The following is a 17,983-nucleotide window of genomic DNA, read 5'->3' on the forward strand; positions in this document are numbered from 1 at the left end:
GGCCTGTTCGGTGCTGGAACCGCGTAGCAGTTGGTCGGAGACGAACTTCGCGGAGTCCTGTGCGGTGATGTCGACGCCGCGGTCGAGGCGTTTGCAGGCGATCTTGCCGATCCAGGCGTTGAAGTCCTTCTGCCCGTAGATGCCGTAGGTGTGCAACTCCTTGGCGAAGTCACTGTCCGGGTCGGCCTGCGCCGGAGCCGCGAAGACCAGCGCAGCCACCCCGGCGAACAACACGGCCCATGTCTTCTTCAACATCATCAACTCGTTTCCTGCGAGGAACTTCCGGCGGCGACGGGCTGCTGGGGCCACGGCTCCGCGACCGGGCGCTGGCGCACCCGCGTGGGCCACCAGAACCACTTGCCCAGCAGCGCCGCGATGGACGGTGTCATGAACGCCCGGATCACCAGGGTGTCGAACAACAGGCCAAGACCGATCGTCGTACCGACCTGCCCGATCACCGTCAGCTCACTGACCGCCATCGAGATCATGGTGAAGGCGAAGACCAGACCGGCGGCCGTCACCACCGAACCGCTACCGCCCATGGCCCGGATGATGCCGGTGTTCAGACCCGCGTGTATCTCTTCCTTCAAGCGCGCCACCAACAACAGGTTGTAGTCCGCACCGACCGCCAGCAGGATGATCACCGACATCGGCAGCACCATCCAGTGCAGCGGGATCCCGATCAGGTGCTGCCAGATGAGCACCGACAGCCCGAACGCCGAACCCAGCGAGATCGCCACCGTGCCGACGATCACTGCCGCCGCCACGATGCTGCGGGTGATGATCAGCATGATGATGAAAATCAGCCCGATGGACGCGATTCCGGCGATGATCAGGTCCCAGTTCGCGCCCTCCTGCATGTCCTTGAAGGTTGCCGCGGTGCCACCGAGGTAGATCTTGGAGCCTTCCAGCGGGGTGCCCTTGATGGCTTCCTTGGCAGCCAGCTTGATGGCGTCGATGCGCTCGATTCCCTGAGCGCTCAGCGGATCCCCGTCATGGCTGATGATGAAGCGCACCGCATGGCCGTCGGGGGACAGGAAGTTCTTCATGCCGCGCTTGAAGTCTTCGTTCTGGAAGGTCTCCGGTGGCAGGTAGAACGAGTCGTCGTTCTGGGCGGCATCGAAGGCCTCACCCATGGCCGACGAATTGTCCTGCATCGCCGACATCTGATCCTGTATGCCCTTCTGGGTCTGATACATGGTCAGCATGTAGGTGCGCATGTTCTTCATCGTCGCGATCATCGAGGGCATCAGCACGACCATCTGCGGCATCAGCGCGTTGAGCCGCTCCATGTCCGGGATGATGTCCTGGATACCGTCGGTCATCACGTCGATGCCGTCGAGGGTGTCGAAGATCGAGCGCAGCGCCCAGCAGCCGGGAATGTTGAAGCAGTGCGGTTCCCAGTAGAAGTAGTTGCGGATCGGGCGGAAGAAATCGTCGAAATTGCTGATGTTGTCCCGCAATTCGGCGATGTCGAGCGTCATCGTCTTCATCTTGCCGACCATGGAATTCGTCACCGCAGCCATCTGCACGGTGATGGCGCTCATCTTCTCCATGTTGGTGATGGTCGACAACATGTCGTCGGCCTGCTTGAGCATGTTGGCCATCATGTCCTGCTGGTACTTCTCGTTCATCTTCTGCGTGGTGCCCTGCATGCTGATCTGGAACGGGATCGAGGTGTGCTCGATCGGGGTCCCCTGCGGGCGGGTGATGGCCTGCACGCGGCCCACACCCTCGGTGCGGAAAATAGCCTTGGCGATCTTGTCGATCACCAGGAAGTCCGCGGAGTTGCGCAGATCGTGATCGCTTTCCACCAGCAGCAGTTCGGGATTCATCCGAGCCTGCGAGAAGTGCCGGTCCGCGGCCGCGTATCCCTCGTTGGCAGGCAGATCGGCGGGCAGGTATTCGCGGTCGTTGTAGTTGGTCTGGTAGCCGGGCAGCGCCAGGAGGCCCACCATGGTGATCGCAATGGTGGTGACCAGGATCGGTCCGGGCCAACGCACCACGGCCGCACCGATCTTGCGCCAGCCACGGGTGCGCATGGCGCGCTTGGGTTCGAGCACCTTGCCGAACTTGGTGACCACGGTGATGATCGCCGGTCCCAGCGTCAACGCCGCCAGCACCACGGTGATCATGCCGATCGCCAGCGGGATACCGAGGGTCACGAAGTACGGAAGCCTGGTGAAGTGCAGGCAGAAGGTGGCGCCGGCGATGGTCAGACCGGAACCCAGCACGACGTGCGCGGTGCCGTGGAACATGGTGTAGTACGCGGACTCCCGGTCCTCACCTTCGGCGCGGGCCTCCTGATATCGGCCCAACAGGAATATCGCGTAGTCCGTGGACGCGGCGATGGCCAGCGTCACCAACAGACTGGTGGCGAACGTCGAAAGACCGATGATCTCGTGGTAGCCCAGGAAGGCCACCACACCACGGCCGGCCAGCAGACTGAGCACCACCATGAAGATGGTGACGATCATCGTGATGAACGACCGGTAGATCAGCAGCAGCATCACGATGATGACCGTGAACGTCAGCGCCTCGATCATCTTCAGGCTGCGGTCGCCGGCGATCTGCTGATCCGCCTGCAGCGCTGCGGGTCCGGTGACGAACACCTTGAGGCCCGGCGGCGCCTGCATGTTGTAGACGATGTCCTGGACGGCCTCGATGGACTCGTTGGCCAGCGCCTCGCCCTGGTTACCCGCGGTGTAGACCTGAACGTAGGTCGACTTGCCGTCGGCGCTCTGCGCGCCGGAGGCGGTCAGCGGATCGCCCCAGAAATCCTGGATGTGCTGGACGTGCGCCGTATCGGCCTCCAGCTTGGAGATCATCTCTTTGTAGAAGTCGCGGTCGGCTTCGTCGAGCTGCTGCTCGTCCTCCAGCACGATCATGATCGAGCTGTCGGAGTTGTACTCCTCGAAGACCTTGCCGACCCGCTTGGTGGCGATCACCGAGGGCGCGTTGTCCGGGCTCATCGAGACCGAGCGCATCTGCCCGACCTCTTCGAGCTGCGGCACCGAGACGTTGAGGAAGCCGATCAGCACGACCCAGCCGATGATGATCGGCAGTGCCAGGGTGCGGACCGCCTTGGCGATACCGCCGCGGTGTTGGGGCTCGGCGACCGGAATGGCGTCGGTGCGGGGTTCGCTCATGCGGCCACCTCGCAGGCTCGGGTGCCGCATGCATAGCGGTTGATTCGCTCGCTGCGCTCGCTCATGCGCTCTTCACCAGGCAGTAGGTGTGCGCACCCACGCCGTCGACGGTGCGTTCGTCCTTCACCTCGTCATCGACGGTGATCCGGCAGGACAGCGTGCTGCCGTCGCCCTGCCCGGAGATGGTCGGGAACACCGAAGGCGCCGTGGTGCTCAGCGTGATCTCCCAGGGCAGCGTGACGTTGTYGGCACGCACCGGACGGGCGTCGAGATCCATGTAGTTCACATTGGCCGTCGCGCCGGGCTCGCCCCACACCTCGTACTTGACGACCTTGGGGTCGAACGGCTCGGTATCATCGGAGGCGCTGTTCTCGGTCGAGATGTAGCCGGGACCGGTCCCGAAAAAGGTACGAACCCGCATCACGGTGAACGTCGCCACCAGGACCACCGCCACGATGACCAGTGGGATCCAGATCCGCTTCAGCACGTTCACCGCTGGGACGCCATTCGCCTATTGGGCCTTTCGCATAGCCTTGCTAACCGACTGCGGTCAGGTTAGCCATACGGCTAAGCTAGTACAAGTCGCACGGCTAGAAAATGTGACGCGGACAACTTATCGTCCGCATTGCGGTCCGCGACATGTCAAAGTGTCCGCAATGTCATGTCGGTGAGACGGAGCTGAGGAAGGGACGGGGACGATGGCCAAGCCGGTATCGCAGCGCGGATTCGCGCGCGAACGGGTGATCGAGGCCTCGCTGTCCCTGTTTGCCGAACGCGGCGTCAACGGCACCTCGCTGCAGATGATCGCCGACCACCTCGGCGTCCGGAAAGCCGCCATCTACTACCAGTTCCACACCAAGGACGACATCGTGCTCGCGGTGGTGCGCCCGGTCTTCGACGATATGGCGCGGCTGGTCCGCATCGCCGAGTCCATCGCGTCGCCCGATTCCCGCCGCGACGCGACCATCAGCGGTTTCGTCGAACTCGCCGTGCGCCATCGCCGCATCGGGTCGCTGTTCTACGGCGACCCCGCCGTCATCTCGCTGGTGCAGTCGCATCAGGAATTCGAGGACATCTCCAACAGCCTGCGCGAACTCCTCATCGGCGCGGCGCACGATATCGGCACCCGGGTCGCGATCGCCATGATCACCGCGGGAGTGTTCGGAAGCACCGCCGAGCCGCACCTGCAGGACGTCTGMGACGCCGATCTGCACCGGGTACTGCTCGACTGCGCACAGAACCTGCTGCACGCACCGCACTCAGCCGGCGCCCACCTCAGCCGGTAGCGGCGGCGGCAGCGGCGTGGTCGAAGTCCGGGTCGTCGAGGTCTGAGTCGAGGTGGTCTGAGTCGAGGTCGTCACCTCGCTGAACTCTTCGGACTTGTGCACGTCGAGCAGCGACTCGTCCCGGATCACGTCGTCCCCCGCGCTCACCACGAGCGACTCGGTGGTGACGGTGTAGGACAGTCCGTCGTTCTCCGCCACATATCCGTCACCGGTTGCGGTGGCCGGCAACACCAGCCGGGCTCCGTCGCGCACCCGAACCCCGCGGTACTGGTAGCTGCCGTCGGACTGTTCGCAGATCGCGATCCGCGATGTCTCGGTGCTGCCGAAGATCACGGCGGTGGCCGGGGATGTACAGCGCGCAGTGGATTCCAGGTAGCCCTGGCTGTCCGATTCCGGGGCGGCATCGGCCGAGGCCGACATCACGAGCACGGTGGCACCCGCCGCGGCGGCCACGGCCAGACCGACCACCAGGCGGCGTGACGGGTGGGCGGTGGGAGTTCCAGGAGCAGACATCGATCCCAGCTGACCACGACCTCGCACGTTTCTGCCACCGGTGATGCCGACCCGTGATGATTTCGCGCCCGTCACGCAGTCTGTCTTGTATGACCACACGCACAGCACTCATCACCGGCGGGGCACGCGGGCAGGGCCGCGCGCACGCGATCGCCCTGGCCCGGTCGGGCGCCGACATCGTGTTCTGCGATATCGCGGCCCCGATCGACGAGGTGGACTACGAACTGCCCACCCCCGCCGACGTGCAGGAAACGGTTCGCGCCGTCGAAGCGACCGGCAGGCGATGTGTCGCACTGACCGCCGACGTCCGGGACCTGAGCGCCATGCAGGCGGTCGCCGATGCCGCCTTCGACCACTTCGGGCGCCTCGACATCGTCATCGCGAACGCCGGTATCGCCAGCGGTTCACCACTCGCGTCCATGTCCGAGCAGCGCTGGCGCACCATGATCGACGTCAACCTCACCGGTGTCTTCAACACCTTCCGTGCGGTACTGCCGCGGCTGATCGAGCAGGGCACGGGTGGGCACCTCATCGCCACCGCCTCCAGCGTCGCGACGACCGGGGCCCGCGATGCCGCGCACTATGCGGCGGCCAAGGCCGGTGTCGTCGCGCTGGTGCGGTCACTGTCCTATGAGGTCGCCGAGCACGGCATCACGGTCAACGCCCTGCTGCCCTCCGGCGTGGACACCCCGATGATCCACAATCCGATGACCTACCGGACCATCCGGCCCGACCTGGCAGACCCGGGACGCGCCGACGTCGAGGAGATCTTCGCCAAGGGCCGACCGCGGCCCGGGCTGCTGGAACCCGAGGACGTCGCCAACGCGGTGCTCTACCTGGTGTCCGATCAGGGTCGGCTGCGCTCCGGTGACGCCTTACCGCTGTCCAACGGAATGGACTGAGCCGCAACGCTATTCCGGGTCACCGTATTCGTCGAACCAGTAGGCCAGCTTGCCGCGGCGGCTGACCGCACGCAGCCGGGCCTCGGCAGCGGCCCGCATCGTGCTGGTGGTGACGATGAGCAACTCGTCTCCGGTGGCGAGGCGGGTGTCGGGCAGCGGGACGAAGGTGTGCCCGTCCCGGATGATCAACGTGATCACCGCCGGGTCGGGCAGCCGCAGCTCCAGGATCGTCACGTTGTGCAGTCGCGACGGTGACTGCACCTTCATGGTGAGCAGCTCGGCGTCCAGGACGTCCAGCGGCGCCGCCTCGACCTGGATCTCACGGGTGGCTCCTCCGTCGGTCAGGCCCAGCAGCCGGGCGATCAGGTGCAGGCTCGGCGCCTGGATCAGGGTGAAGATCACCACCAGGATGAAGACGATGTTGAGCAGCCGCGAACTGCCCGCCACCCCGGCGACGATCGGGAAGGTCGCGAGCACGATGGGCACCGCACCGCGCAGACCGGCCCAGGACAGGAAAAGCTGTTCGCGGAACGGGATGCCGAAGCCGACGAGCGACGCCGCCACCGACACCGGCCGGGCGACCAGCAGCAGTATCGTCCCGACGATGATCGCCGGCACGATGTCGCGGGGCAGCTCGCTCGGGTCGACGAGCAGACCAAGCAGCACGAACAGCCCGATCTGAGCCAGCCAGCCCAGCCCTTCGGCGAAGGACCGTGTCGTCGAGCGGTGCGGCAGACCCGAGTTGGCGAGCACCACCGCCGCCAGATAGGCAGCCAGGAATCCGCTGCCGTGCAGGCTGCCCGCGGCGGCGAAGGCCACCACCCCCAACCCGAAGGTGGCGATCGGATACAGACCGGATGCCGGCAGCGCGATGCTGCGCAAGGTGAGCGCGCCGAGAAAGCCGACGCCCAAACCGATCACGGCGCCGGCCACCAATTCGAAGACGATCTCGCCGAGTGCGCCGGCCGGTTCGAACACGAACGGCACCACGCTGAACATCAGCACCAGGATCACCGCGGGAGCGTCGTTGAACCCGGACTCGGCCTCCAGCAGGCCGGCCAGCCGCCGCGGCAGCGGGAGCACCCGCAGCACCGAGAACACCGCCGCCGCATCGGTCGAGGACACGATCGCCCCCAACAGCAAAGCCAGCTGCCAGTCGAAGCCGAGCAGGAAGTGCGCCGCGGCAGCGGTGATCAGGGTGCTCACCACCACGCCGACGGTGGCCAGCGCACCCGCCGGTGCCAGCACCTTGCGGATGTCGGAGAACCTCGTGGTCAAACCGCCCTCGACGAGGATCACCGCCAGCGCGGCGGTGCACACGTTGCGGGCGACCTCCACGCTGTCGAAGTCCAGGCCCAGCCCGTCCTCGCCGAGCACCACACCGACCAGCAGGAAGAACAACAGGGCGGGAAAGCCGACCCGCGTCGCCACCCGGGTACCGATGATGCTTGCGAGCAGCACAAGGCCGCCGATCAGCATCGCCAGGTACAGCTGGTGCAACGTCATAGGGTTAAGTCAAGATAGCCGGGTGGCAGTACGCAAGATGCGGATCGGGATAGCGGGCGCCGGTAACGTCGGCCGCTCCGTCGCGCGCGAACTGCTCGAATACGGCCACAAGGTGCTGCTCATCGAACGCGAGCGGCGGCGTTTCGAACCGCACACCGTTCCCGGCGCCGACTGGTTGCTCGCCGACGCCTGCGAGCTGTCCGCGCTGCAGGAGGCGGGGGCGCAGACCTGCGATGTGATGATCGCCGCGACCGGCGACGACAAGGCCAACCTGGTCGTCGGTCTGCTCGCCAAGACCGAGTTTGGGGTACGGCGGGTGGTCGCTCGCATCAACGATGTCGACAACCAGTGGCTGTTCAGCCAGGCGTGGGGCATCGACGTCGCGGTCTCGACGCCGGGTGCGCTGGCCGCCGGCATCGAGGGAGCCATCGACGTCGGCCATCTCGTCCGGTTGATGGGTCTGCGTGAGGGTCATGCCAGTCTCACCAAACTTACGCTGCCCGAAGACAATTCGCTGGTCGGCCAGCGGGTGGATCAGCTGGAACTGCCGTCCAACACCGCACTGGTGACGCTGCTGCGCGGTGACACCGTGCTGATCCCGAAGCCCGGGGACATCTTCGCGACCGGTGACGAACTGCTGCTGATCGGCGGCGAGGGCGACAGCCACTCGGCGATATTGCGCACGTAATCCTTGAACGCCAGCAGTGGGTAGGGGTCCTCGCTGATGCCGGTGCCGGGAGCCTCGGTGACGAAGCTCGGCGCCCCGTAACCGATGTCCCAGTTGTAATCCGCGAAGTGGTGGAACGTGGACTCCGCCAGCGCCCGGCCCAGCGGCCTGCCGTCGGGGGTCGTCTCGCCGTCGAGCAGGACGGCCAGGTTGAACCGGCGGCCGGTGTGGGCGCTGCGGCCCTGCGCCAGCACGCCGGCATGCGGGATGTCCGCCGATACCGCGCCCTCGTGCGGGTGGGCGGGGAACCATTCGATGCGCCCGCTGCGGGTCTGTCCGGTGCGCAGCAACTCGTGCACGGTGTCACCGCCGAGCACCGGCTGGTAGTCGCCGTTGGCGCCGGAATGATAGTTGGGCCAGGCGATATCGGGGTTGTCCTGGTCATCGCACAGCGCCGCCGGGTCGTCCACGCTGTGGTGGAACTGATTGACCGCGCCGAGCGAACCCAGTTGCAGCAGACAGCAACCCAGGTCCTGGTGGTCGCGGGCGGTGAGCACTCCCCCGCCGTTCTCCCGGAACCGCACGATCGCCTCGGCGTCGGCGGCGCTGAGCCCGTCGCCGACATCCACCGCCATCAACCACACCTGGTCGATGCCGAGCTTGTCGACGTGGCTGAGCACGGGATCGTTGTCGACGCCACCGACCCGGTTGCGCGCGACGACCTGATGCCCGGCGTGGCGCAGCTCCCGGGCCAGCAGCGAGAAGCGGCTGATATCCCAGTCGTCGGGGTCTTTCGTGATGGTGGTCTGCAACAGGATTCTCGACATGCTCATCAGATTGGCAGCCCCGCGGGTGCTGCGAACCCTTGGAAATCCGTAGTCAGTCGGGCGCCTGAGAGGCAAGCCAGTCCTCGAATCGGGTCTCGAAGCGGATGGCGCCACCGGACGGGATGAGTGTGCGTTTCTCGATGCCGATCCCCCAATAGGGGGCGGCCGGATCGGCGATGACGGTGCGGTGGTCCCCCCGCGCCAGGAATGCGACCCGGACGATCTCGTCGAGCCGGTAGGTCGTGGGCCCGCTCACCTCGACGACCCCGCCGATCGGATCCCCGGCCGCGGCGATGACGAGCGCCTCGGCGGCGTCGGCACACGCGATGGGCCGGATCAACACCGGAGGCAGACGTACCGTGTCGCCGGCGGCACCGAATTCAGCGATGGTGTCCAGAAATTCGAAGAACGTCGTCGAACGCACGATGCTGTGCGGAATCGCCCCGGCGGCAATGAGGTGCTCCTGCAACATCTTCGCCGCGTAGTAGCCCTTCCCGATGGCGAGCAGATCCACCCCGACCACCGACAGCACGACGTGATGCCGCACCCCCGCCGCGGCCTCAGCTGCGAGCAGGTTCACCGTCGAGGTGGCGAAGAACTCACGCGCCGCGGCGTCTTCGTGTAACGGGGCGTCCGAGGCGTCGACGACCACGTCGGCGCCCCGGATCACCTCCGTCAGTCCCACACCGGTGACGGTGTCGACACCGGTCGAGGTGGCTGCGGCGACGGCGTCATGACCGATTGCGGTCAAGCCGCGCATCACCTTTGACCCCAGCCTCCCCGTGCCGCCGATGACGACTATGCGCACTTCTGGGCGGACAACCAGTCTGCGAAGGTGGTCTCGAAGAGGGTGGCGGGACCGGCGGGCACGATGCTGCGGTCGTCGATGACGGCGCCGAAGTAGGGCGCGGCGGGGTCGGTGACGACCTCACGTGGGTCGCCCTTGGCGGCCAACCCGGTGCGCACGAAATCGTCCATGCCGATCTTCTCGGGTCCGGCGATCTCCACGGCGCCGTTGACCGGTTCGCCGACGGCTCCGCGGGTGACGCCGGTGGCGACGTCTTCGGCGGCGATCGGCTGCATGGCGGCGTGCGGCAGGCGGACGGTGTCGCCGTCGGTGGCCGATCCGGCGATGGCCTCGACGAACTCGTAGAACTGGGTGGCGCGCACGATCGTGTACGGGACGCCCGATTCGGCGATCAACGTCTCCTGGGCCACCTTGGCCCGCATGTAGCCGCTGTCCGCGACGCCGCCGGCGCCCACCACCGACAGCGCCACATGGTGACCGACACGCTGTTCGCGCTCGGCCGCCAGCAGATTCCTTGTCGAGGTGGTGAAGAACTCCAGCACATCGTCGTCGGCGAAGGACGGCGAGTTGGTGACGTCGACGACCACCTGGGCACCGGCCAGCGCCGCGGCCACACCCTCACCCGAGATGCTGTCCACCCCGGTACTCGGGGAGACACCCACCGCGTCATGACCCAGCTCGGTGAGCTTGGCGACGACCTTCGAGCCGATCAGACCGGTTCCCCCGATGACCACGATCCTCATTTTCAGCGCCTTTCCGAAGTGTTCGAGCTGTCCACTTCAGCTTGGTGGCCGGGACCTCTACGCAAACCCTTGAAAGTCCGTAGTCAGCGTGGCCATCAAATTGGGCTGACGTATGCTCGGGGCCGCAATGGCAAGTAGTTGATACCCGAGGGGGCTGGCGTGCTCAAACTGGTTTCTCCGCACACCGAGGAACTACTCGCCGAGGTCCCGATCTCCACCGCCGACGAGATCGACACCGCCGTGAGCGCGGCACGTGCCGCCATCGACTCCGGCCCGTGGCCACGGATGGCACCGGGTGAGCGTGTCGAGGTGCTGCGCCGGTTCGCCGATGTCTATCGCGCGCACGGCAAGGAAATCGCCCAGCTCATCACCGCCGAGATCGGTGCACCGATCACCTTTGCGCAGCGGGCCCAGATCGGCTTGCCCGCCATGATGATCGGCGCGTTCTGCGATACCGCGCAGGGCTACGACTGGCAGGAGATCCGGCCCGGGTTCTTCGGGTCCGACATCCACGTCCGCAGGGAACCCGTCGGTGTGGTGGCCGCGATCGTGCCGTGGAACATGCCGCAGTTCCTCACCATCGCCAAACTGGTGCCCGCGCTGCTGGCCGGGTGCGCGGTCATCGTGAAGCCGGCGCCGGAAACCTCGTTGGACGCGCTGTATCTGGTCAAGTTGTTCGAGGAGGTGGGACTGCCGCCCGGGGTGGTGTCCGTGCTGCCCGGCGACAACACGGTCGGCGAGCGATTGGTCAGCCATCCCGGCGTCGACAAGGTCTCGTTCACCGGATCCACCGCCGTCGGCAGGGCGGTGGCCGCCGCGTGCGCGGCCAACCTCACCAAGGTCAGTCTGGAACTCGGCGGCAAGTCCGCGGCCATCATCCTCGACGATGCCGATCCCGCCACGGTCGCCGCGGGGGTGCGCTCGGCCAGCCTGTCCAACAGCGGCCAGATCTGCAATGCGCTGACCCGCATCCTCGTTCCCGCCGCTCGGCAAGAGGAGTTCGTCGACGCGCTCGCCGCCGAGATCGCCTCCATCAAGGTCGGCGACCCGACCGATCCGCAGACTCAGCTCGGACCGCTGGTGAACCGGCGTCAGCAGCAGCGGGTGCTCGACTACATCAGGATCGGCCGGGACGAGGGCGCCCGGCTCGTGGTCGGCGGCACGGAAGCTCCCGCCGGTCTCGACCGTGGCTGGTATGTGCGCCCCACGCTGTTCGCCGACGCGCAGAACTCGATGCGCATCGCACAGGAGGAGATCTTCGGACCCGTTCTGACGGTCATCGGGTACCGCGACGAGCGGGAGGCCGCCGCACTCGCCAACGACTCCGGATACGGACTGGCGGGATCGGTGTGGACAGCCGACACCGACCGCGGGCTGGCCATCGCCGCGCAGATCAAGACCGGCACCTTCGGCGTCAACCAGGGCTACACGATGGACCCATTCGCACCCTTCGGTGGTGTCAAGGACAGCGGGTACGGCCGCGAACTCGGCCGCGAGGGTCTGGAAAGCTACCTCGATACCAAATCAATCGCCGTCGCGGCAGGAGTGTGATCGTTTGTCCACGTTGAGTTTCGATGGTCGCGTCGTCGTGGTGACGGGGGCCGGCGGCGGCCTCGGCCGTTGCCACGCTCTCGAATTCGCCCGCCGCGGTGCCCAAGTCGTGGTCAACGACGTGGGGGCGGCCGTCGACGGCACCGGGCCGGCGACATCGGCGGCGCAGGCCGTGGTCGACGAGATCACCGCGGCCGGCGGATCTGCGGTCGCGAACACCGATTCGGTGGCCACCGACGAGGGCGGCAAGGGCATCATCGGCACCGCGACCGAGGCCTTCGGCCGGGTGGATGTGCTGATCAACAATGCCGGCATCCTGCGTGATGCCGCGTTCAAGAACATGACCGCCGATCAGGTCGATGCCGTGCTGGACGTGCATCTGCGGGGCGCCTTCAATGTCACCCGCGCGGTATGGCCGGTGTTCCGCGAGCAGGACTACGGACGCATCGTCATGACGACCTCGGGCTCCGGCCTGTTCGGCACCTTCGGGCAGTCAAATTATGGGGCGGCCAAGACCGGGCTGGTCGGGCTGATGAACGTGTTGGCGATCGAGGGGCAGCGCAACAACATTCGGGTCAACGCCATCTCGCCCATCGCCAGGACGCGGATGACCGAGAACACCATGACCGAGTTGGTGAAGGACCTGGATCCCGAGGACGTCACCCCGGTGGTCGTCTACCTGGCGCACGAGAGTTGCGAGCGGACGGCCAACATCTACCGCGTCGGCGGCAAGCACGTGTCGCGGGTCTTCATCGCCGAGACCGCCGGTGTGGATCTGGAGGCTCCGACCGCGGAAGCCTTCGCCGCCGAGATCGACGCCATCGATGACGCCGGGTCGTTCACGATCCGGGGCGGACCGGCGCGCACGTAGTCCTTGTCGATTAGGTGAACTAAGCGACGGAGCGCGATTGCCCACCAAAGCGGGCCGCGCCCAGCGCCTTTCGGTTAGGCCCGCTAATCGACGGGGACTACAAGAACGCGATACCAAGCGTGGCTTGCCGCCCACGACGAGCCCGCACCCTTCTGAGTGTCCCTCCGTTAGAGCTGCTAAGCGAAGGAGCTCGAATATGACTCATTGTCACTAGTTTTCGTTTAGGCGACCTAATGGACGGGGATGATTCCCGCTTTCGCGCGTAGCGTTCGCAACATGACTGCACGCGAATGAAGGGAGTCAGGATGAACCTCAGGAAGCTTGCCGGAGCCGTTGCGGCCACCGCGCTCATGGTCAGCGCAGGCGCCGTCACCGCTGGGCCGGCATCGGCGGTGGATAACATCAAGCCATTCGATCAGCAGATGCGAATACTCGATTACACCGGCGCACCATCGGTCGGTTACACGGTCAGGGACCTCGTGCCGAGTTCCGACCCAGTGCCACACAACGGTCAGTTGTACGAAGCCTCGCTGACGGTAGAGACGTTCGGGGCGCAGGCCGATCCTTTGATCTACCGGTTCAACGCCCGTGCCGAGAACTCGACCCTGTACCCGCTCGTCGGCGCCGCGGGCGTCGGCGGAATGCTGCCGCCGGGCGCCAGTGCGACGGGCAAGCTCTATTTCGATGCCGTGGGGCCCGACGTACCGTTCAGCGTCGTCTACAACGACGGCATGCGCGACATTCTCGCGTGGATTCCCGGTTCTCCCGAGGGAGGTACCCGCCCCTGAGCGAACTACTGGATGGGTTCATCCCCGAGCACCGTGGTGCGCAACATCTCTCGGGGTGAGTTCGGCTCGTACTGTGCGGCCCGGTGCAGCACGCCCTGGTTGTCCCAGATCACCGTGTCGCCCACCGCCCACTTGTGGCTGTACACCTTGTCGGTGGTGGTGGAATGCTCCAACAACTCGGCGAGCAGCGCGCGGCCCTCGTCCAGATCCATGCCCACGATGTAGTCCGCCGAGGCACCGAGCACCAATGACTTACGCCCGTTGCGGTGCGTCCAGATCAGCGGATTCTCGTGTGTGGGCCGTGATTTCCACCGCTCCAGCTGCTCCGGCGTGGGATCGGGATAGACCCGGCGCTGGGATGCCTCCAGGGAATGCACGACACGCAATGATGCGTAGCGCTCTTTCTCCCCGTCGCTGAGCGTCTCGTAGGCGGCATAGGAGTTCGCGAACTCGGTTTCACCACCACGGGCGGCGACCTGGATTGCCGACAGCACCGTTGCCTTCTGCGGGCATTCACCGGCCGTCGGCGTGCACCCGTCGATATGCCAATCGAAGGTCGCCTTCAGGTACTCGGCCGCCTTGTTCTTGGTCTTGTCCAGCGTGATCGGATAGATGCCCGACACCGGATGGTGGCCATCGGCCGACCGGTCAATCTCGCCGAGCCGCTCGCAGAAGGCCACCTGCGCCTGCGGATCCTCGTCGAGATGCAGGTCGTGGAACACCAATACCCCGTTGTCCTCCAACGCCTCCAGCACTGCCGATGCCAGACCGTCGTCGTTGGCCAACCGCTCCGGGTCGACGCCGCTTACTTCGGCTCCCACCGAGGCGGTGAGCTTGTTGATGGTGAGCACACTCATGGTGCGTCCTCTCTCAGGGTGTGGGTTCGCCGGTGCGGATCATCACCGCGTCGGCGGCGTCCACGGGTGCGGGTTGGTGCATGATCTCGATCGACATCGCGACCATCACCAGGGAGTAGATGAGGTGCAGCAGATTGGTCGCATCCTCGGGCAGGTCGTCGAGGGGGAACTTGTCGCAGTAATCGATGGCCTCTTCCAGCCGCGGGAAGAAGGCGTCGTAGAACGCCTGCATGGTCGGCATGGAGCTCGCCAGCCGCTGCTCCCAGCGCTCCGTCTCGGTGGCCAGACACCAGGTTTCGGTGAAGGGTTCCAGTTCTTCGAATGGGGCCGGTAGTTGCTTGGTTGCCATCGTCAGACCTTCGCCGGTGCGGTCTCGTGCTGGTACCGCTCGACCCAGTCGACGGCCACCTTGTGCAGGTGGCGCACCAGAATCTCCTGATCGTTGACCGGGAACTCGTCGATCACGTCGTACTCCAACGCCGCCTGGGTGCCGCCCAGCATGCCGGCATCCTGCAGTGCGAACTCCTTGAGCACCACCGCGGCGACTTCGTGCTCGATGCGTTCCCGCACGGACCGCGCCGGGTGGAAATAGGTGAAGGCCTCGAAGCGGTGGGTGTTGTGCGAGGTCGGCCAGTACCGGTAGAGCAGGTACCAGCCGCCGTAGATCAGGATTTCCAGGTTGGGGAAGATCTGGAAGTTGCTGATGCCCCACGGCTGGATACCACCGGGATTCAGTCCGGCCGGCAGCTCGCCGATATCCGGTGTCCGCCACGGCCCGACCAATCCACTCTGGGTGGCCCGCTCGATCGGGTACATGTACTCGTCGGCGAGCAGCCAGCGCCGCGTCCCGGCCGTGGAGACCAGCCGGTGCGGCCCGTCGAGCTGGAAGTGCCCGCAGGTGAATCCGGCACTGGGATTGCGCACTTCGGCAGGAACCTGCTGGGTGTGCAGCGAGGGCACGTGGTAGTACTCCTGGAAGGCGTCGGCGAAGATCTTCCAGTTGCTGTTGTTGTGGGCCACCCATTCGTAGGTCTCGGTGAGCTTCCCGAAGGGGTAGTCGTCGAGGCCGGTGATCATGGGGCCCAGGAATTCCCGCAGGCTCTGCCGGGGCTCGACATCCAGATTGACGAAGATGAATCCGGCCCACACATCGCAGTGCACCTCGAGCAGTCCGTAGTCCGCGGTGTCGAAGTCGACGAATGCCTCGGGATTGGGTACGTGCACCAACGTGCCGTCCACGGCGTATCGCCAGCCGCACTGTGCACAGTTCAATTCCGCGCTCTGCCCCGACTTTTCACCGACAAGTCGGTTACCCCGGTGACGGCACACATTGTGGAATGCCCGCACCGCATCGTCGTCGCCGCGCACCAGGATCAGCGATGCGTTGACGACCTCGATCTCCTTGGCGAGGTAGCTGCCCACCTGCGGCAGCTCCTCGACGCGGGCCAGGTTCAGCCAGGCCCGCTTGAAGACGGCTTCCTTCTCCAGCTCGTAGAACGCCGGGGACGTGGAGTCCCGGAACGATATCGGTCCGGTCCCGAGTTCCGGGTAGTGCTCCGTCCAGGACCCCTCAACCGGTTTCGGCCATTGCGTCATGCGAACCTCCTCCTCATCACATCACTGCCCCGCCGTTGACCCCGAGCGTCTGGCCGGTGATGAACTTGGCCTCCTCGGAGCACAGGAAGGCCACCGCCGCAGCGATATCGTCCCCGGTGCCGAGATGCCCGACCGGGATGTTCGCGGCGATTTCCTCGTTGCTCTTGAGATACCCCGCAGCCTGGCCCTGGTGCTGCATCGGCGTTTCAATACCCGAGGGCGGGATGTTGTTGACCGTGATGCCGCGGCTGGCGTACTCACGTGCCAGCGACTTGGTCAAGGTCAGCAACGCGCCCTTCGAGGCCGCATAGTGGGCGGCGAACGGTGAACCCCGCTGCGCGCTCGACGACGAGATCATCACGATGCGCCCCCAGCCGCTTGCCACCATGTCCGGCAAGGCGGCCTGACAACAGTGGAACGTGCCGGTGAGGTTCACCTCGATGATGCGCGTCCACGCTTCGGAAGTGATCTCCTCGAAGGGCGCGAACCCGAACAGCCCTGCGCTGGTGACCAGGATCTCGATCGGGCCCAGTTCACTGCGCACCTTGGCGTAGGCATCGTCGACGGCGACCCGGTCGGAGACGTCCCCGGCCACGGCCACCGCGGTGATTCCCTCGGCGCGCAACTCATCGGTGACCCGTTGGGCCGCTTGCGCATTCACATCGAAGACGGCGACCTTGTGGCCGCGCCGGCCCAACTCATGACAGGTGGCCTCACCCATCCCGGATGCCCCGCCGGTCACCACTGCAACGCGACTCATCGCATCCTCCTGTTGTTACTCATAGACGAACCGAATGGTCGCACTGGTGGGTAGCGCCTGACAGGTAACCACGAGTCCCTCGGCGATCTCGTCCTCGTCGAGCGCGTCATTGTTCAGCAGGCGCGCGCTGCCTTCGGTCACCTGCGCGATACACGTTCCGCACGAACCTGTTTCGCAGGATGAGGGCGCCCTGAGCCCCGCCATCCGGGCCATCTGCAGCAGGGTGTGTCCCGCCCGGTAGTCCACCGTGACCGTTTCCCGGTCCAGCTCGATCGTCACGGTCTCGGTCACCGGGGCGCCGGCCGACGGGGTCGGGACCGGCGCCACGGTGAAGCGCTCCAGATGCACCTGCTCCGCCGGGACTCCGGCGGCCAGCAGTGCCCGCTCGACAGTGTCCATGAACGGGCCCGGACCACAGACGAAACAGTCCGCATCGGTTCCGGTCTCGGCGATGAACGCGGCGATCTTCTCCGCGGTCACCACGCCCTGCTCGACGTCGAGGTGATGCTGGAGTCCGAAGCGGTCACCGTGCTCATCGACGAGGCCGTTGAGAGCCTCCCTGAAGATGACCGACTTCACCTCACGATTGGCGTAGAGCAACCGAGCGCGGCCGGTGGACTCTGCCAGCTCGGTCTGAATCAGCGAGAACACCGGCGTGATACCGCTGCCGCCGGCAAACGCCACCAGCTCACGACCGTTGCCGGAGCGGACGAAGCGACCCTCAGGCGCTGCGACACTGATCCGATCCCCCGGTGCCGCATGGTCATTGAGCCAGTTGGACACCACGCCGTCACGGTCACGCTTGATGGTGACCCGCAGGTCTCGGTGCTTCACCGGCGAGGACGACATCGAGTAGCAGCGGCGGTACTCCTGTCCGTCCACCGGGACGCGCAGCGCGAGGTACTGCCCGGCGCGGTAGGAGAAGTGCTCGGCCAGGTGCGGCGGAACATCGAAGACGATCGAGATCGCGTCGTCGGTCTCGCGCACCACATCCTTGATCCGCAGCGATGTGAAGCCGTCCGCGTCGGCGGTTTCGGCGGCAGCTTCGCTCGGGGAGGTCATCTCCACAAGGTTATCAAGTACTTGTCATATATCTCAAGTACTAGATATGTAGGAGCGGTATCGGCTGATCAGGGGTCGACGTGGTCCGCGTACAGGG

18 protein-coding genes and 1 pseudogene are annotated in these 17,983 nt (G+C 65.8%); 6 read left to right on the top strand and 13 right to left on the bottom strand.

Features of this window, described 5'->3' with window-relative positions:
• From AC1DTF_RS29225 to AC1DTF_RS29235, 3 genes are all read right to left on the bottom strand, one after another.
• A partial coding sequence (locus AC1DTF_RS29225) for a DUF732 domain-containing protein (RefSeq protein WP_477476574.1) occupies window positions 1-258 on the bottom strand: 258 nt, incomplete at its 3' end.
• Window positions 258-3,149, bottom strand: coding sequence for an MMPL/RND family transporter (locus AC1DTF_RS29230; protein ID WP_477476575.1), 2,892 nt, complete (start codon window positions 3,147-3,149; stop codon window positions 258-260). The genes AC1DTF_RS29225 and AC1DTF_RS29230, both read right to left, overlap by 1 nt.
• Before the next feature lie 61 nt (window positions 3,150-3,210).
• Window positions 3,211-3,642 carry an MmpS family transport accessory protein gene (locus AC1DTF_RS29235; protein WP_477476576.1) on the bottom strand — a complete coding sequence of 144 codons (432 nt, stop codon included), beginning with the start codon at window positions 3,640-3,642 and terminating at the stop codon, window positions 3,211-3,213.
• Window positions 3,643-3,847: 205 nt separating this feature from the next.
• On the opposite strand from AC1DTF_RS29235, the gene AC1DTF_RS29240 reads away from it, so the two are divergent.
• The gene (locus AC1DTF_RS29240) at window positions 3,848-4,435 is read left to right on the top strand and encodes a TetR/AcrR family transcriptional regulator (RefSeq protein ID WP_477476577.1); all 588 of its coding nucleotides are present in this window, start codon (window positions 3,848-3,850) and stop codon (window positions 4,433-4,435) included.
• On the opposite strand, the gene AC1DTF_RS29245 is transcribed toward AC1DTF_RS29240, so the two are convergent.
• Window positions 4,409-4,948, bottom strand: coding sequence for a hypothetical protein (locus AC1DTF_RS29245; RefSeq protein ID WP_057169354.1), 540 nt, complete (start codon window positions 4,946-4,948; stop codon window positions 4,409-4,411). The genes AC1DTF_RS29240 and AC1DTF_RS29245 overlap by 27 nt on opposite strands.
• Window positions 4,949-5,037: 89 nt before the next feature.
• On the opposite strand from AC1DTF_RS29245, the gene AC1DTF_RS29250 reads away from it, so the two are divergent.
• Window positions 5,038-5,850, top strand: coding sequence for a mycofactocin-coupled SDR family oxidoreductase (locus AC1DTF_RS29250; protein ID WP_477476578.1), 813 nt, complete (start codon window positions 5,038-5,040; stop codon window positions 5,848-5,850).
• A gap of 9 nt (window positions 5,851-5,859) precedes the next feature.
• Here AC1DTF_RS29250 and AC1DTF_RS29255 read toward each other — a convergent pair whose 3' ends face one another.
• Complete coding sequence (locus tag AC1DTF_RS29255; protein WP_057169352.1) at window positions 5,860-7,356, bottom strand: potassium/proton antiporter; 1,497 nt, start codon at window positions 7,354-7,356, stop codon at window positions 5,860-5,862.
• A gap of 37 nt (window positions 7,357-7,393) precedes the next feature.
• On the opposite strand from AC1DTF_RS29255, the gene AC1DTF_RS29260 reads away from it, so the two are divergent.
• Complete coding sequence (locus tag AC1DTF_RS29260) at window positions 7,394-8,044, top strand: potassium channel family protein (protein WP_082614370.1); 651 nt, start codon at window positions 7,394-7,396, stop codon at window positions 8,042-8,044.
• On the opposite strand, the pseudogene AC1DTF_RS29265 reads toward AC1DTF_RS29260, so the two are convergent.
• The 3 genes and pseudogenes from AC1DTF_RS29265 to AC1DTF_RS29275 form a co-directional block, all read right to left on the bottom strand.
• A pseudogene (locus AC1DTF_RS29265) lies at window positions 8,005-8,850 on the bottom strand (hypothetical protein); the annotation flags it as partial. The gene AC1DTF_RS29260 and the pseudogene AC1DTF_RS29265 sit on opposite strands and share 40 nt — an antisense overlap.
• Window positions 8,851-8,902: 52 nt before the next feature.
• Entirely contained in the window at window positions 8,903-9,610 is a 708-nt protein-coding gene (locus AC1DTF_RS29270) for an SDR family oxidoreductase (protein WP_477476579.1), read from the bottom strand.
• A gap of 38 nt (window positions 9,611-9,648) precedes the next feature.
• On the bottom strand, window positions 9,649-10,401 hold the full coding sequence (locus AC1DTF_RS29275; RefSeq protein ID WP_477476580.1) for an SDR family oxidoreductase: 753 nt from the start codon (window positions 10,399-10,401) through the stop codon (window positions 9,649-9,651).
• Window positions 10,402-10,560: 159 nt separating this feature from the next.
• On the opposite strand from AC1DTF_RS29275, the gene AC1DTF_RS29280 reads away from it, so the two are divergent.
• The 3 genes from AC1DTF_RS29280 to AC1DTF_RS29290 all read left to right on the top strand — a co-directional run bounded on the left by AC1DTF_RS29280 (window position 10,561) and on the right by AC1DTF_RS29290 (window position 13,611).
• Window positions 10,561-11,952, top strand: coding sequence for an aldehyde dehydrogenase (locus tag AC1DTF_RS29280; RefSeq protein WP_477476581.1), 1,392 nt, complete (start codon window positions 10,561-10,563; stop codon window positions 11,950-11,952).
• A gap of 13 nt (window positions 11,953-11,965) precedes the next feature.
• Window positions 11,966-12,823 (top strand): SDR family NAD(P)-dependent oxidoreductase, encoded by an 858-nt coding sequence (locus AC1DTF_RS29285; protein ID WP_477476586.1) that lies wholly within the window; start codon window positions 11,966-11,968, stop codon window positions 12,821-12,823.
• A gap of 305 nt (window positions 12,824-13,128) precedes the next feature.
• Complete coding sequence (locus AC1DTF_RS29290) at window positions 13,129-13,611, top strand: DUF1942 domain-containing protein (protein ID WP_477476582.1); 483 nt, start codon at window positions 13,129-13,131, stop codon at window positions 13,609-13,611.
• Between the two features lie 5 nt (window positions 13,612-13,616).
• On the opposite strand, the gene AC1DTF_RS29295 is transcribed toward AC1DTF_RS29290, so the two are convergent.
• The 5 genes from AC1DTF_RS29295 to AC1DTF_RS29315 are packed head-to-tail and all read right to left on the bottom strand — an operon-like array spanning window position 13,617 to window position 17,886.
• Window positions 13,617-14,468 (bottom strand): TauD/TfdA dioxygenase family protein, encoded by an 852-nt coding sequence (locus AC1DTF_RS29295; RefSeq protein ID WP_477476583.1) that lies wholly within the window; start codon window positions 14,466-14,468, stop codon window positions 13,617-13,619.
• A 13-nt stretch (window positions 14,469-14,481) separates the two neighbouring features.
• The gene (locus AC1DTF_RS29300; protein WP_210000770.1) at window positions 14,482-14,823 is read right to left on the bottom strand and encodes a hypothetical protein; all 342 of its coding nucleotides are present in this window, start codon (window positions 14,821-14,823) and stop codon (window positions 14,482-14,484) included.
• Window positions 14,820-16,064, bottom strand: coding sequence for an aromatic ring-hydroxylating oxygenase subunit alpha (locus tag AC1DTF_RS29305; RefSeq protein WP_477476584.1), 1,245 nt, complete (start codon window positions 16,062-16,064; stop codon window positions 14,820-14,822). Before AC1DTF_RS29305 ends, AC1DTF_RS29300 begins: the two co-directional genes overlap by 4 nt.
• A 16-nt stretch (window positions 16,065-16,080) precedes the next feature.
• A complete protein-coding gene (locus AC1DTF_RS29310; protein ID WP_057169342.1) occupies window positions 16,081-16,824 on the bottom strand; it encodes an SDR family NAD(P)-dependent oxidoreductase in 744 nt (247 codons plus the stop codon).
• Window positions 16,825-16,839: 15 nt separating this feature from the next.
• Entirely contained in the window at window positions 16,840-17,886 is a 1,047-nt protein-coding gene (locus AC1DTF_RS29315; RefSeq protein WP_477476585.1) for a 2Fe-2S iron-sulfur cluster-binding protein, read from the bottom strand.
• Between the last annotated feature and the right edge of the window lie 97 nt (window positions 17,887-17,983).

This window comes from Mycobacterium sp. P4_H6 (assembly GCF_056400845.1).

Coding starts and splice junctions, on each gene's coding strand:
- AC1DTF_RS29250 (WP_477476578.1), top strand. CDS start 5,038: ATGACCACACGCACAGCACTCATCACCGGCGGGGCACGCGGGCAGGGC.
- AC1DTF_RS29310 (WP_057169342.1), bottom strand. CDS start 16,824: ATGAGTCGCGTTGCAGTGGTGACCGGCGGGGCATCCGGGATGGGTGAG.
- AC1DTF_RS29315 (WP_477476585.1), bottom strand. CDS start 17,886: ATGACCTCCCCGAGCGAAGCTGCCGCCGAAACCGCCGACGCGGACGGC.
- AC1DTF_RS29290 (WP_477476582.1), top strand. CDS start 13,129: ATGAACCTCAGGAAGCTTGCCGGAGCCGTTGCGGCCACCGCGCTCATG.
- AC1DTF_RS29255 (WP_057169352.1), bottom strand. CDS start 7,356: ATGACGTTGCACCAGCTGTACCTGGCGATGCTGATCGGCGGCCTTGTG.
- AC1DTF_RS29245 (WP_057169354.1), bottom strand. CDS start 4,948: ATGTCTGCTCCTGGAACTCCCACCGCCCACCCGTCACGCCGCCTGGTG.
- AC1DTF_RS29260 (WP_082614370.1), top strand. CDS start 7,394: ATGCGGATCGGGATAGCGGGCGCCGGTAACGTCGGCCGCTCCGTCGCG.
- AC1DTF_RS29295 (WP_477476583.1), bottom strand. CDS start 14,468: ATGAGTGTGCTCACCATCAACAAGCTCACCGCCTCGGTGGGAGCCGAA.
- AC1DTF_RS29230 (WP_477476575.1), bottom strand. CDS start 3,149: ATGAGCGAACCCCGCACCGACGCCATTCCGGTCGCCGAGCCCCAACAC.
- AC1DTF_RS29270 (WP_477476579.1), bottom strand. CDS start 9,610: ATGCGCGGCTTGACCGCAATCGGTCATGACGCCGTCGCCGCAGCCACC.
- AC1DTF_RS29275 (WP_477476580.1), bottom strand. CDS start 10,401: ATGAGGATCGTGGTCATCGGGGGAACCGGTCTGATCGGCTCGAAGGTC.
- AC1DTF_RS29305 (WP_477476584.1), bottom strand. CDS start 16,064: ATGACGCAATGGCCGAAACCGGTTGAGGGGTCCTGGACGGAGCACTAC.